At 62.8% G+C, this 12,977-nt stretch carries 16 protein-coding genes; 9 read left to right on the forward strand and 7 right to left on the reverse strand.

The window, feature by feature from the left end; genetic code table 11:
* Positions 1 to 4 precede the first annotated feature (4 nt).
* Entirely contained in the window at positions 5 to 1,243 is a 1,239-nt protein-coding gene (locus ACR0DA_RS12295) for a DNA recombination protein RmuC (RefSeq protein ID WP_480754226.1), read from the forward strand.
* A gap of 3 nt (positions 1,244 to 1,246) precedes the next feature.
* Here the strand turns inward: ACR0DA_RS12295 and ACR0DA_RS12300 are convergent, their stop codons facing one another.
* Genes ACR0DA_RS12300 through ACR0DA_RS12310 form a run of 3 tightly spaced genes read right to left on the reverse strand, consistent with a single transcriptional unit; the run spans position 1,247 to position 3,025 of the window.
* Complete coding sequence (locus ACR0DA_RS12300) at positions 1,247 to 1,651, reverse strand: hypothetical protein (RefSeq protein ID WP_480754228.1); 405 nt, start codon at positions 1,649 to 1,651, stop codon at positions 1,247 to 1,249.
* A gap of 56 nt (positions 1,652 to 1,707) precedes the next feature.
* Positions 1,708 to 2,358: a ChrR family anti-sigma-E factor gene (locus tag ACR0DA_RS12305; protein ID WP_480754230.1), complete on the reverse strand. Its 651-nt coding sequence runs from the start codon at positions 2,356 to 2,358 to the stop codon at positions 1,708 to 1,710.
* A gap of 10 nt (positions 2,359 to 2,368) precedes the next feature.
* Positions 2,369 to 3,025, reverse strand: coding sequence for a sigma-70 family RNA polymerase sigma factor (locus ACR0DA_RS12310; RefSeq protein ID WP_170439402.1), 657 nt, complete (start codon positions 3,023 to 3,025; stop codon positions 2,369 to 2,371).
* 150 nt (positions 3,026 to 3,175) lie between these two features.
* On the opposite strand from ACR0DA_RS12310, the gene ACR0DA_RS12315 reads away from it, so the two are divergent.
* The 5 genes from ACR0DA_RS12315 (at position 3,176) to ACR0DA_RS12335 (ending at position 6,119) form a co-directional block, all read left to right on the forward strand.
* The gene (locus ACR0DA_RS12315; protein ID WP_480754231.1) at positions 3,176 to 3,946 is read left to right on the forward strand and encodes a DUF1365 domain-containing protein; all 771 of its coding nucleotides are present in this window, start codon (positions 3,176 to 3,178) and stop codon (positions 3,944 to 3,946) included.
* Positions 3,947 to 4,033: 87 nt separating this feature from the next.
* Positions 4,034 to 4,351, forward strand: a complete 318-nt coding sequence (locus ACR0DA_RS12320) for a DUF3775 domain-containing protein (RefSeq protein ID WP_093964170.1) — start codon at positions 4,034 to 4,036, stop codon at positions 4,349 to 4,351.
* A gap of 91 nt (positions 4,352 to 4,442) precedes the next feature.
* On the forward strand, positions 4,443 to 5,516 hold the full coding sequence (locus ACR0DA_RS12325) for a hypothetical protein (RefSeq protein WP_480754233.1): 1,074 nt from the start codon (positions 4,443 to 4,445) through the stop codon (positions 5,514 to 5,516).
* Between the two features lie 121 nt (positions 5,517 to 5,637).
* Positions 5,638 to 5,865, forward strand: a complete 228-nt coding sequence (locus tag ACR0DA_RS12330; protein ID WP_480754235.1) for a DUF1127 domain-containing protein — start codon at positions 5,638 to 5,640, stop codon at positions 5,863 to 5,865.
* 50 nt (positions 5,866 to 5,915) lie between these two features.
* Positions 5,916 to 6,119, forward strand: a complete 204-nt coding sequence (locus tag ACR0DA_RS12335; RefSeq protein WP_093964173.1) for a DUF1127 domain-containing protein — start codon at positions 5,916 to 5,918, stop codon at positions 6,117 to 6,119.
* 81 nt (positions 6,120 to 6,200) lie between these two features.
* Here ACR0DA_RS12335 and ACR0DA_RS12340 read toward each other — a convergent pair whose 3' ends face one another.
* The 4 genes from ACR0DA_RS12340 to ACR0DA_RS12355 are packed head-to-tail and all read right to left on the reverse strand — an operon-like array spanning position 6,201 to position 9,700.
* Positions 6,201 to 7,343 (reverse strand): saccharopine dehydrogenase family protein, encoded by a 1,143-nt coding sequence (locus ACR0DA_RS12340; protein ID WP_480754237.1) that lies wholly within the window; start codon positions 7,341 to 7,343, stop codon positions 6,201 to 6,203.
* 3 nt (positions 7,344 to 7,346) lie between these two features.
* The gene (locus tag ACR0DA_RS12345) at positions 7,347 to 8,402 is read right to left on the reverse strand and encodes a saccharopine dehydrogenase (RefSeq protein ID WP_480754239.1); all 1,056 of its coding nucleotides are present in this window, start codon (positions 8,400 to 8,402) and stop codon (positions 7,347 to 7,349) included.
* A 14-nt stretch (positions 8,403 to 8,416) separates the two neighbouring features.
* Entirely contained in the window at positions 8,417 to 9,031 is a 615-nt protein-coding gene (locus tag ACR0DA_RS12350) for a glutathione S-transferase family protein (RefSeq protein ID WP_480754241.1), read from the reverse strand.
* A gap of 18 nt (positions 9,032 to 9,049) precedes the next feature.
* Positions 9,050 to 9,700, reverse strand: a complete 651-nt coding sequence (locus ACR0DA_RS12355; protein ID WP_170342072.1) for a histidine phosphatase family protein — start codon at positions 9,698 to 9,700, stop codon at positions 9,050 to 9,052.
* Positions 9,701 to 9,858: 158 nt separating this feature from the next.
* Between ACR0DA_RS12355 and ACR0DA_RS12360 the strand changes: the two genes are divergently transcribed.
* From ACR0DA_RS12360 to gcvH, 3 genes are all read left to right on the forward strand, one after another.
* On the forward strand, positions 9,859 to 11,040 hold the full coding sequence (locus ACR0DA_RS12360) for a hydantoinase/carbamoylase family amidase (RefSeq protein WP_480754243.1): 1,182 nt from the start codon (positions 9,859 to 9,861) through the stop codon (positions 11,038 to 11,040).
* A gap of 316 nt (positions 11,041 to 11,356) precedes the next feature.
* A complete protein-coding gene (gcvT, locus tag ACR0DA_RS12365; protein ID WP_480754245.1) occupies positions 11,357 to 12,451 on the forward strand; it encodes a glycine cleavage system aminomethyltransferase GcvT in 1,095 nt (364 codons plus the stop codon).
* 18 nt (positions 12,452 to 12,469) lie between these two features.
* Complete coding sequence (gene gcvH / locus ACR0DA_RS12370) at positions 12,470 to 12,835, forward strand: glycine cleavage system protein GcvH (RefSeq protein ID WP_170360662.1); 366 nt, start codon at positions 12,470 to 12,472, stop codon at positions 12,833 to 12,835.
* Positions 12,836 to 12,977 lie beyond the last annotated feature (142 nt).

Consider the following 12,977-nt stretch of genomic DNA (forward strand, 5'->3'; position numbering starts at 1 on the left):
TGAGATGATCGAGATTGCAGGCACCCGATATTCGCTGGAAGACCCCATGGTGATGGCCGCCCTGATCGGGGCGGGCGTGGTTCTGTTGATCCTCGTCCTGCTGTTTCTGGCCCTGCGCGCGGCCAACCGCTCGGCCCGGATGGCCGAGCCGCTGGCGCAGCAGCTGGCCTATCTGGGCCAGCATGTGCAGCAGTTGGGGCAGGGGCAGGAGCAATTGCGCGGCGGGTTGCAGCATGTCTCGGACACGCAGGCCAATGCGCAGGTGCAGGTGATCCAGACGGTCGAGGCGCGGCTGTCGGCGGTGCAGCAGCACATGAACGACCGGCTGGCCGACAACGCCATGAAATCCGCCCGCGCGCTGGCCGAAATGCAGGAGCGGATGAAGGAAACCCTTCATGGGTCGTCGAAACAGACAGCGACCTCGCTGACGCAGTTGCAAGAGCGTCTGGCCGCCATCGACAAGGCGCAGGACAACATCACCAAGCTGTCTGGCGACGTGTTGTCGCTGCAGGACATCCTGTCGAACAAGCAGACCCGCGGCGCTTTCGGCGAGATCCAGCTGAACGACATCGTGTCCAAGGCGCTGCCCTCGGACAGCTATGTGCTGCAGGCGACGCTGTCGAACGGCAAACGCGCCGACTGTCTGATCCGCCTGCCCAACCCGCCGGGGCCCATCGTGATCGACAGCAAGTTCCCGCTGGAAGCCTATGAGGCGCTGGTGGGCGCGGGCAGTGACATGGAGTTGAAGGCGGCGGTGCAGATGTTTCGCAGCACGGTGCGCAAGCACATCACAGACATCTCGACGAAATACATCCTGGACGGTGAAACCGCTGACGGGGCGCTGATGTTCCTGCCCTCCGAGGCGGTCTATGCCGAACTGCACGCCAAGTTCCCAGAACTGGTGCAGGAGAGTTTCTCGAAACGGGTCTGGATCGTCTCGCCGACCACCTGCATGGCCACGCTGAACACGATGCGGGCCATCCTCAAGGACGCGCGGATGCGCGAACAGGCGGGCGCGATCCGCAAGGAACTGGGCCTGCTGCACAAGGATGTGGAGCGTCTGGGTGACCGGGTGGCCAATCTCGACCGGCATTTCGGGCAGGCGGCCAAGGATATCTCGGAAATCAAGATCAGCGCCGAAAAGGCCGGCAGGCGGGCGCAGCGGCTGGACAATTTCGATTTCGAGGAACTGGCCCCCGAGGACCGCGCCAACGTGGTGCCGTTGGGCAAGTCCGAGGGCTGAGGTCTACTGGATGGACAGGTCCAGATTGTAGCCGGCGATCTTGCCGGTATCCCGGTCATTGCCCATCAAGTAGACGCGGATGGTATAATCCCCGTCCTCGGGCAGGGTGATGCGGGCTGTGTTGCCGTCGATCGAGCCGTTGTAGATCGCGACCCCGTCGCTGCCCGGCGGCAGGATGTTGAAATAGACTACGCCGCTGCCGTTGGTATCGCTGACCTGAAGCTCGGCAAACAATTCCTGCCCGCCTTTCGCGCCCAGCACGTAATCGAAATATTCATTACCCGTGATGGTGCCGTTAACCATGGTGCCGAAGTTTCCAGCTTGGAACTTCACCTCGGCCGTCCTTTGGGCCAAGGCCGGCACGGCCACAACGGCAATGAACAGAGCTGCCAGGGCTTGTTTCAACATTCTGCATATCCTCACGGTGATTCCCGGCTCCAAGCCTAGCACACCCGAGGGACTGTTCAGATTCGCAGGAAGGGCTGCACCAACCGTGGGATCAGGCTGTTGAACTTCAACGGAGCGTCGGTCACCGCCAGGCAGATGCAATCCTCGGACATGTCGGCCACGGGCGTGTGTTCCAGGTCCTCATCTGCAATCTCGACATCGCCGCGGGCGAAATGATCCACCTCGTCGGAAAATGCGCCTTGCAGAACCATGGTCAGTTCCATGCCCTTGTGGCCGTGGTCCGGTACTGCGGCACCGGCCGGAATGAACAACAGGCGCGCCGTGGCATCGCGCGAGGTTGGCAGAATGGCCTGCTTGACGCCCATGCCAATCGGCTTCCAGCGGATGCTGTTCACGTCACCGCCGACGTAATCCTGCAACGGAGTCGGCAGCACGTCGCATTTCGCGCGCGCGGGCTTTGGGGTCGGCGCACCCTGCGCGATCAGAGCCATTGTCGATGACAGGGCATCTGCGGACAAAGGCGCGGCTTCGACCTGGTCCTCAAGCATGTGTCCGCCCACCGCGTCGTAACTCTCGGCGCGGGCGCGACAATGGTCGCACAGGGACAGGTGGGTCGCGACCATCAGGTCGAACGCTTCGGGCAGTGTGCCCGAGGCGTAGGCCATCAGCAGGTCGTCCGTCAGGTGATGTTTGATCTCGTTGCTCATCTTTATCATCTCAGTTCATCGCGTGGCGCAAGCGGTCCAGCGCCAGCCGTATTCTCGATTTGATGGTGCCCAACGGAAGCCCGGTCTGCGAGGCGATCTCGCGATGGCTCAGGTCACCAAAATATGCCTTCTCTATCAGTTCCCGCTGTGCCTCGGGCAATTGCAGCAGGGCCGTCTTCAGTTGCGCCGTTTCCTGTTGCAGCGCGATTACGTCTTCCTGTTCGGGTTCTGCTTCGGGACCCCATGTCAGTTCTTCCGGTTCAGGACGCCGCTGTTTGCGAATGGCGTCGATGCGTTTGTTCCGCGCGATCGTAAAGACCCATGTCGCCACGGTAGCCCGAGACGGATCAAACAGATGCGCCTTGTGCCACAACGTGGCCATGACTTCCTGCGCGCACTCCTCGGCCAACGTCGCGTCTGATCCCGACCGGATCAGAAACGCTTTGACCCGAGGGGCAAAGTGCTGGAACAGCTCGGCAAACGCCGCCTGATCCTGCGACTGCCGGATGCGTTGGACGTGGGACACCCACTCGCATCTTGCCGCGCCATTGTTCTTCGTGCCGTTCACCGACGATCCCTTGGTTCGTTTCGTGCCGCGCCCAGCCTGCCGCGCCGCCGGGGCGGTCGCGACATCGTCCTGAACAACGGTGTCCATCTCGGTAAACATAACTGTATTACGCTGCCGCACCCAAGTCGGATCACGCCTGCCCGAGATTTTTGATCCGGTCGCGCGTTTTTTTCGTATCATGACCATGGATGTTCGCTGAAAAACCCAGCCGATCCAGAATGTTGACCGCTAGAAAAGATCAGTCCGACCATGCCAGAAATCGACTTCGTTCCGGCCCATACCTTTCACGGAAGGAAAGGTGCGATCGAGAACGCCTTTCGCTACTCGGTCGACTACATCCTGCTGGATCCCGAACAAGTGGCGGAAACGCCCGCGTTGTTTTCGTTAGATAAACCCAACCTCACCGGCTGGCGGACCCGGGATCATGGAGGGGAGCCTGGCGATGGTCGAGGTGCCCCGTGGCTCCGCGACGGTCTGCGGGCGATGCAAATCCCCCAACCCGCGCAGGTCCTGTTGCTGACCCAACCCCGGGTGCTGGGCCACGTATTCAACCCGGTCAGTTTCTGGTTTTGCCTGAATGACGCAGGCGCACTGTTTGCCGTGGTGGCCGAGGTCACCAACACTCATGGAACGCGGCACAGCTATGTCTGCCACAAGCCGGGGTTTGACGTGATCGCTCCTTCTGACCGGATTTCCGCGACCAAAGTGATGCATGTCTCGCCGTTTCAAAAGATCGAGGGCACTTACACTTTCCGGTTCGACCTGCGCCCGGACCGGGTCGGGGTTTGGATCGACTACGGCCGCGACGGGGGCGGTTTGATTGCTACGCTCACGGGCGTCCGGCAACCTCTCACCAATGGCGCGATCCTTCGTTCGCTGCTGCGACGCCCGTTTGGCGCGCGGCGGGCGGTTGCATTGATCCACTGGCAGGCGCTGAAACTGTGGATCAAGAAGGCCACTTTCCGACCGTTCCGCACCGCGCCGGTGCCATCTCACCCCGTCTCGCGCCCACGCGAGTGACGATCTGCAGTTTGCGCAAGATCAAGGACGCAGGCGCGATGCAATGGTTGAGATGGACTCCAATTGCGGACAGAGGAGTTGAAACCAATGCTGGAAATCTCGCCAACCAAAGTCGCCCAGGTCGCCATGATGGGCCGCGAGCTGGATCGCGCCGAGGGCGAGCTGCGGGCTTTTATCGATCGCATGGACGAGGACGAGCAAGCCGAGTTGGTCGCGATCATGTGGATTGGACGTGAAAGCTTTTTCCCGGACGACCTCAGCGAGGCGATCGCTACGGCCAAGGCCGAGGCCTCGACGCCATGTGCCGATTACCTGATCGGCACGCCGCATCTGTCGGATCACCTTGAGAACGGGTTGGACGCGCTGGGCATCTCGGCCGAAGATGTCGAGAACGACCTGATGTAGACTTGGTCGCCCGCACGGTGTTTCTGCGCTATGCTCCGGGGCAGAGGGCGCCGTGTATTGCACAGCGCCCGGTCCACAGCAGGGGCGCCAGATGCCGCGTATGTTGAAGACGATATTGGTGTTGGCCCTTATGGCCGTTCCGGCGTGGCCGCAGCGACCGGCGCTGGCCTGCACCGTTTGTCTGGCACTTCCCGAAAACTCTCTGGCCGACCGGTTGTTGTCTGCTTCGGTCATCGTTCTGGCCGCGCCCGCGCCCGACGACCCGTTCCGCTATGCACCCGTCGGGTTGCTGAAAGGCAGTTGGGACGAGGTTGCAGACCTCCCCCAGATACCGTTTCTGGTGGACAGCAGCACCCGGAATGCCTTGCGCGCCGATCCTGACCGGGTGGTCTTGATGATCTATGGCCCAGGCCGCCGGGACAAGGCCGGGCGCGCCTTTGATCAGTCCTGGACCAAGGGATTTCTGATGACGCCGCAGCGGGCCGATTTTGTTGCCGAGGTACAGGCGCAAGGCCAAGGCTGGCGGTTGGACGGATCCCGATCCGCCGAGCGCGCCGCGTTTTTCGCGGCCTATCTGAATTCCGGAGACCGGTTGTTGCGGAACACCGCTCTCATTGAACTCCACCGGGCACCCTATGCGTCTGTGCGCGGCCTGCGCGACGCTGCTGCAACCCCGGATCTTCTGCGCGATTTGCGGAGCCTGAATCGCGTAGCCTATGCCCCGGCAACGATCCGGCTGCTGGGCCTGCAATCTGATCCGGCCGCGGCAGAGGCGGTGCGCACGGTCTATCCAAAGGCGGTCGCCACCGGAGGGTTCAACCTGCGCGAATGGGCGCTTGCCGGTATCGAAATCGACGGCGACCAAGCCCTGAATACGATCCAGGAGGCTCTGACCGCCAGCCCGCTTTCTCCAAAGGATCGCCAGGCGATCATCGCGGCGCTGATCGACGGCGGCGATGCGATGCCGGAACACCGCGGGAAGATCCTGGATATCTTTGCCGGCGAGATTGCGCACGACCAAAACACGGCCGGGCAGATTGCCCTGGCCACGCGCGATTGGGGGGATGATACGCTTGCACCTGCGCTGCGGGCGCTTCTGGCTGACCCGCAGATCGACCCCGCCACCGCCTTCGTCATCCGGGTGGCCCTGCCATCCGGTCAGTGACCCCGCCCACCCTTACGTTAGGTTAACAAAGCTTAATCCGTTGGTCCGGAACCGTTAACGCGGCGTCCTTTTATCTGATGACAGTACTGCGATGCAGTTCGGATTTCAGGAGGACAAACCAATGGCAACCGCACAAACCACACCGTCGAACCACAGCCTGTTTCATGACCTTTTTGCAAAATACGCCGAGGCCAAGACCGAACGGTTTCGGAAGCAGATCTTTGCGAAGACGGTCCGTGACCTCGAACGCCTGAGCGACCAGCAGCTGCACGATATCGGCATCACCCGCTCAGACATCCCCCAAACGGCCTATCAGAGCGTCTATCAGCGCGCCGCGTTGACGCAGTAACCGGGGCCGCGCCCCACCAGGACACCGGCCAAACAGGGAGGAAACAGCCGATGCTCGACACAATGCAACCGACTCAACAACCCTGCCCATCCGCCAGCGCGCTGCTTCTGTTCGACCGCGCCATGCGCATCCGGGCGGTCAAGGATGACATCGTACGCGCGGCGCAACATCTGAGCGGTCTGGATGACCGGCAGTTGTCAGAGCTTGGCATCAACCGCAGCGATCTTGAGGAAACGATCGAGCGCTACATCTGAACCACAAGCGCCAATCCAAAGATTGGTGAAAACACCAGTAAAAAGCCATTCCGGTGCGTCCGGAATGGCTTTTTGGTTGGGTCAGGCCAGGTGGTCGACCACCTGCAGGTGCTGTGCCAGCTTGTCGATCTCGGCCATCCAGCTCTGAACCAGTTTCGGATCGCTGGGCGCGGCATGGACGCCGGCGGGGATGGCGCGGTTCAGCACCGCCTCGACCGCAAGCGAGACCGGGATCGACACCAGACGCGCCATCGCGCTGCCGCGTGCGTCGCCCCAGGCGTCCATCACATAGGTCTTGTGCCAGACCGGAACGCCGTCCTTCTCGGCCTTCAGGCCGACGCAGAGCACGACGCGGTCGGGCTCGCCCTCCTCATAGGCGTTCTCGGCCCAGAACTGGTCGGACATTTCCTTGAGCCTGGCATCGCCCTCGGGGCCTTCCAGCGTTTCGATTTCGCGGAACACGTCCGACCACGCATCCGACCAGCCGTTCAGCCGCAGAGTGCCGCGGACGAATTCCTTGACCGGCCAGTGCTCCTCGAAATGGTACTGCTGCATGAAGGGGATCGAGTCGCGGTTGGGATAGACCTCGAAGCTTTCGGGCGTGGGCAGCGGCGCAACATAGGTGCTGATCGCGTCCCAGGGCCGGGCCACGTCCAGCGGGGCATAATCGCGGATCGACCGCGAGGGCGAGCGCAGCGCCTTGAGCACGCCCAGGGGCGACCAGCTGAACTTGTAGCGGAACGGGTTGGGGTTCTTGGGGATGCCGCCGCAATAGGAAATGAAGTTGAGGTGGTTTTCCGGGTCGAAGGCGTCGGACGCGCGGTAGTCATCGACCAGCGCATGGGCCATCAGGTGGTCGATGCCGGGGTCCAGCCCGACCTCGTTGACCAGCGCGACGCCGGCTTCGCGGGCCTTGTCGTCCAGCGCGCGCATCTCGGGCGCGATATACGAGGACGAGACGAAATTCGCGCCCTTCTCGATCGCCAGTTCCGCCAGCGGCACGTGCCAGTCGCCCGGCAGCATCGAGACGATCACGTCGCCCTTTTCCAGCACCGCGCTCAGAGCATCAATGTCGAAGGCCCGGATGTCGTCGGTCAGGTCGCCGACCTCGGCGCGGGCCTTGTCGACGGTCCGGTTCCAGACCGTGACCTTGTGGCCGGCCTCGATCAGGCGGCGCAGGCCGGGGATGGCCGACAGGCCGGTGCCACACCAGTGAATCGTCATGGCTCAGATCCTTTCGATATGGGATTTGAAGGTGTCCTCGGCCCGCGCCCAAACGCCCGAGGTCAGGTCTGTCAGGGTCAGCAACGAGGGCAGAAGTTGCGCGGCGTAGTCTTCCGAGCTTTCGACCGGCAGCATTGAGGGCAGGTTGTCGATGGCCATCACGTCCAGCACCGGGTCGGTGGCCACGCGCAGGGCGGGTTCTTCCCAGGTTGTGGCGCGGTCATAGACCGGCACCGGGTTGTAGTCGCTGTCGGGGTCGCAGGCCACGTCGCCGATAGCGGTCAGCTTGCGCGGGGCATTCAGCGCCTCGCGCGGGACGAAGACCGGGGTGCCGGGGCGCGCGAAGATGCAGTTGAGGAAGATGTCGTTTTCGAGGATCTCCGGGAACGGCCCGCCATCGGCGGTTTCGGCCATGTCCCACTTGGTCACGTCGACCCCCATCGCCTCGCACAGGTCGGACGCGCCGGTGCCGACCCTTCCCAGCGCGCCGATGACGATGGCGCGGGGGCGGGGCGCTCCGGTGGCGTTCAGCTCGGCCAGCAACTCGGCGTTCAGTGCGTCCTTGCCGGGATAGACGCCGACGGGGCCGCAAATCTCGCCGCGCTGCTGCGCCGCCCAAGTCTTGAGCGTCACCGCCGCGCCCGCGTAGCCCGCCCAATAGCCGAAGGCCGCGACCCGCCGCCCGTTTTCATCGACCAGGTATTCCAGATCATACAGCGTGCCGCCGCCGGCCTTGAACCGTTCCAGCAGCTTGCGGCCCGAATGCTGGCCCTTGAAAGCATGGCCGAACATGATGTGGCGATGCGGCAGCGGCGTGCCGTCCTCGGGCAGTTCCTTGAGGCCGAAGATGATCGCATCCAGCGGCGCATCCGGCCACGAGTTCTCCGGCGCGAATTCGCAGCCCGCCGCGCGGTAGCCGTCGATCGGGATGGCGCGGACATGGCTTTCCTCGACCGTCACGCGGATGCCGGCCGCGATCAGTTGCGCCGCGCCCTCGGGCGTCAGGCCCACCCGTTCCTCGTTCGGGCGTTGTTCAGCCCGGACCCAGAGATGTGTCATGCGATGTCCTTTTGTCAGAGCATTCCGGCGGCCCGTACCGCCTGAACCGAGGGTCGGGCCTCCATCGCCGCGCGGAAGGCCTGGATCTTGGGAAAGGCCGTGACATCGACCCCGTCACCTTCCAACCAGCTGCAAACCACGTAGAGATAGACGTCGGCCAGCGATAATGCCTTGCCCAAAACAAACGGGCCGCGCAGCCCGTTTGACGAGATGTAAGCGCAGGACTCGGTCATCGTTTGGGCCACCTTGCCTTTCATGTCCTGCCAGCTGGACTCCTGATCCGCCCAACGATGACCGCGCATCTTGTGCGCATGGTTCACATGCATGGTCGAGGCCAGGTAGTACATCACCTCGCGCATCCGCGCGGCCAGGACCGGATTGTCCGGAACAAGCCCGGCCTTCGGGGCCTTGGCTGCGATGTATTCAAGCAGAGCGCCGGTTTCCGTCAGAATGCCACCATCGACCACCAGAGCGGGAACGCGGCCCTTGGGGTTGATCTGCTTGTAGGCCGCCGTCGTCTGCTCGCCTGCTGCGAAGTCGAGCCTGATCGCCTCATAGTCCAGACCGGCTTCCTCAAGCGCGATGACGACGGCGATCGAGATAGTGCGGGGTGCGTAGTAGATCTGCATCTGGGACCTCCGATCCGGTTACAGGTGGGTCTGGGCGAAATGCCGGTCCGGCGCTTCCAGATGCGGAACCGCGTTGAACAGAACCGGGCTCAGGTCCGCTCCGATCGGGTGCAGACGATGCAATGAGGTGTTCATGATGGCAAGGGCCACGCGCGCCATCGCCGGGATGTCCAGCCCCATCGCCTGCCGCACCACCATCGAGATTAACCCACCCGAGGTCACCACGATGGCCGGCCCGTCGCCGTCATGGATTTCGCGCAGAGCGTCCGAGACGCGGGTTTCAAACTGCTCGAAGGTTTCGGGCGCGTTCCGAATGTCGCCGTTGGCCCAGGCCTTGAAGGTCAGCGGCAGGTGCTGAACGAAGCCTTCGCGGTCCGTCGGGATCGTCACGCCGTGCTGTTCCTCGAACAGTTGCGCAAGGGTGAAATACTCGATTTCATTCAGACGTGCATCGCGGACGGGTTCCGGCAGACCCATGCTTGCCGCCGTTTCCACATGCCGGGTCAGGGTGCCGCAAAACACCCGTGGATAATGGGCTTTGGTCTCGCGCAGATGGGCCCCAAGCCAGCGCGCCTGCTGATGCCCAAGCTCGCTGAGCTTGTCATAACTGTCTTCGTCTCGTGCGGTGGTGTTGGCCTGCCCGTGGCGTACCAATGTGATGTATGACATGTCGGTCCCTCTTGGCCCGAAGTCTTAGGGCAGCTTGCCCGCAGGGGCCAGAGGTGTTCGGCCGGTTGCCGTCAAAAAACCGGGACAGCCTGCAACCGGGCTTGCGGGCGGGCGGCCCGGCGATAGAGTTGCGGCAAGCGACAAGAAAGGACAGCGCAATGGCCGTGAATGCGCAGAGGTTTCTGGATGATCTGCACAAGCTGCGGGAATTCGGAGCTGCGGGGGTGGGTAAGGGCGTCGTGCGCCCGGCATATTCAGACGCGGACATTGCGGCGCGGCGATGGCTGGCCGACCGGTTTCAGGAGGCCGGGCTGCGACCGCATTTTGATCCGGTCGGAAACCTGTTCGGTCTGGCGTCCGCGCCGTCGCTATTGATGGGGTCACATTCAGACAGTCAGCCCGAGGGCGGTTGGCTGGATGGCGCGCTGGGCGTAATCGCGGCGTTGGAGCTGGCTCGCTCCAGCCAGCGCCCGATCTCGGTGGTCAGCTTTCAGGATGAGGAAGGCCGGTTCGGCGTCACGACCGGATCAGCCATCTGGTCCGGCAAGTTGCCCCTTGCGCAGGCAGACGACCTGACCGACCACGCGGGTATACGGTTCGGCGACGCGCGCGCTCGGATGCAAAGTCTGACACAGGATTTTGTGAACCCCGCCCGATTCACCGGGTTCATCGAAATGCATATCGAGCAGGGTCCGATTCTGGATGCCAACGCCGAGGCCATCGGTGTGGTCTCGGACATCGTGGGCATTCGCGACATGGTCATCGAGTTTTCCGGCCAGCAGAACCACGCCGGCACGACGCCGATGCACTTGCGCCGAGACGCGTTCCAGGCTCTGACGATCTTCAATGGCCTGATCAACGAGCGGTTCCGCAACGTGGTGACCCCGCAGACGGTCTGGACGATCGGACACGTCGAACTGTCTCCGAATGCCTCGTCGACCGTTCCTGGCCGGGTCCGTTTCTCGATGCAGTGGCGCGATCAGGACACGGATCGTCTGGCCCGAATGGAAAGCATTATTCGTACGACCGCCCAAGAGGTCAGTGAATCCATCGGGGGCGAAGCGCAGTTCGGGCCAATGCTGGGCATCGAACCGGTTGAAATGGATCCAACCCTCCGGCGGTCGCTGGAACACGGAGCTCAGACCGTCGCGCCCGGCAACTGGCGGGTCATGCCATCCGGGGCCTTGCACGATGCGTCGAACGTGTCAGCCTTGATGCCGGTCGGAATGCTGTTCGTTCCATCCATCAACGGTATAAGTCATGACTTCGCGGAGGATACCGCCGAGGCCGATCTGGTGACGGGGCTGAAGGCCTTGGAGGCGGCACTTGCCGATCACTGAGGTATGTGGCCGCCGACCGCGAATACTGCAATTTCAGCTGTTGCGTAACGGAAAAAAGTTTCCTATACGACACAAAGCTGCAGCATGCAGATGTATACTCCTTGTCCATGAGCGATTTAGGCCGTGATGAATACCTGCGATCTGAAGTCGGACGGAACACCGCCAGCCGTGAAGTTGCCGGTACAGGAAAATGCATGTCGACCAGCCAGAATTCCTCTGACTCGATCCGGAAAGGCTGCCGTGGCATGGTATTCCCAGCCATGTGCTTTTGGATCCGGTCCATCGCGCCACTTTTGCCAAGAGAAAGAACACTGACATGCCTGGAATGAAGCGCACGCCGTTGTATGACCTTCATGTTGAGTTGGGAGGCAAGCTGGTTGATTTTGCGGGCTGGGAGATGCCCGTTCAGTATCCTTTGGGAATCATGGGCGAGCACAAGCAATGCCGCGAGAAGGCGGCGCTGTTCGATGTGAGCCACATGGGTCAGGTGATCCTGCGGGGAGAGAATGTGGGCGAGAAGCTCGAGGCGCTGTGCCCGCAGGCCTTTGCGACGCTGCCCGAGGGCAAGGCGCGCTACGGGTTTTTCACCAACGCGGACGGCGGGATCATGGATGACCTGATCGTGTCAAACGCGGGGGATCATTTCTTCGTGGTGGTGAACGCGGCGCTGCGCGATCAGGACATTCCGCACATGCGCGCGCATCTGGACGGGGTCGAGGTGACCGAGATCTTCGACCGCGCGCTGGTGGCGGTTCAGGGCCCGAAAGCCGAGGACGTGGTGGGCGCACTGTGCCCGGCGGCCCGCGATCTGAAGTTCATGGAAACCACCGTTGCCCCGATCGACGGAGTCGAATGCCGGATCTCGCGACTGGGTTACACGGGCGAGGACGGCTATGAGATCTCGATCCCCGAGGACAAGGCGATCGAGGTCACCCGCGCCCTGCTGGCGCATGAGGATTGCGAGCCGGCGGGCCTGGGCGCGCGCGACAGCCTGCGGCTGGAGGCGGGTTTGTGCCTCTACGGCAATGACATCGACCAGAGCACTTCGCCGATCGAGGCCAACCTGGCCTGGGCGATCCAGAAGCGGCGCAAGGAAGAGGGCGGCTTTCCCGGCGCGGATCGCATCCAGCGCGAACTGGCCGAAGGCCCGGCGCGCAAGCTGGTGGGGATCAAGCCCGACGGCCGCGCCCCGGCGCGACAGGGGGTCGAGGTGCAGGATCTTCAGGGCAACACGATCGGTCAGATCACCTCGGGCGGGTTCGGGCCAACGGTCGGCGGCCCGGTTGCGATGGGGTATGTCGCGGCCGGTCATACCGAGCCGGGCGAACAGGTGAATCTGATCATCCGGGGCAAGGCGCAGCCGGCGCAGATCGTGGCGCTGCCCTTCGTCAAACAGAATTACAAGCGTTGAAGTCAGGAGAGAGACAGCATGGCAACCTATTATTCCGAAGAACATGAATGGCTGACGGTCGAGGGCGACACGGCCACGCTGGGCATCACCAAGCATGCGGCCGAGCAGCTGGGCGAGGTGGTGTTCGTCGAGCAGCAGGACGTGGGTGAAGAGTTTGCGAAGGACGGCGAGATCGGGGTGATCGAATCCGTCAAGGCGGCCTCCGAGATCTATGCCCCGGTCGATGGCGAGATCCTCGAGGTGAACGAGGCGCTGGCCGACAATCCGGGCGCGCTGAACGAGGATCCCGAGGGCGAGGCGTGGATCTACAAGATCAAGATCACCGATGCCGCGCAGTTGGAAGATCTGATGGACGAGGCCGGCTACAAGGCGTTCATCGGCTAAACCCACGGAGTCCCGGCCTGGGGCTCCATCGTTTTGACTTGTGCCGCCGAATTTGGGCTCCGCCCGTTCGGGCCTGAAACTGTCCACCGGACAGTTCCCGGGACGGCCCCTACTCCCCGCCGGAGGCTTCCTCAGTCTCCGC

This window comes from Ruegeria sp. CI8 (genome assembly GCF_056536865.1).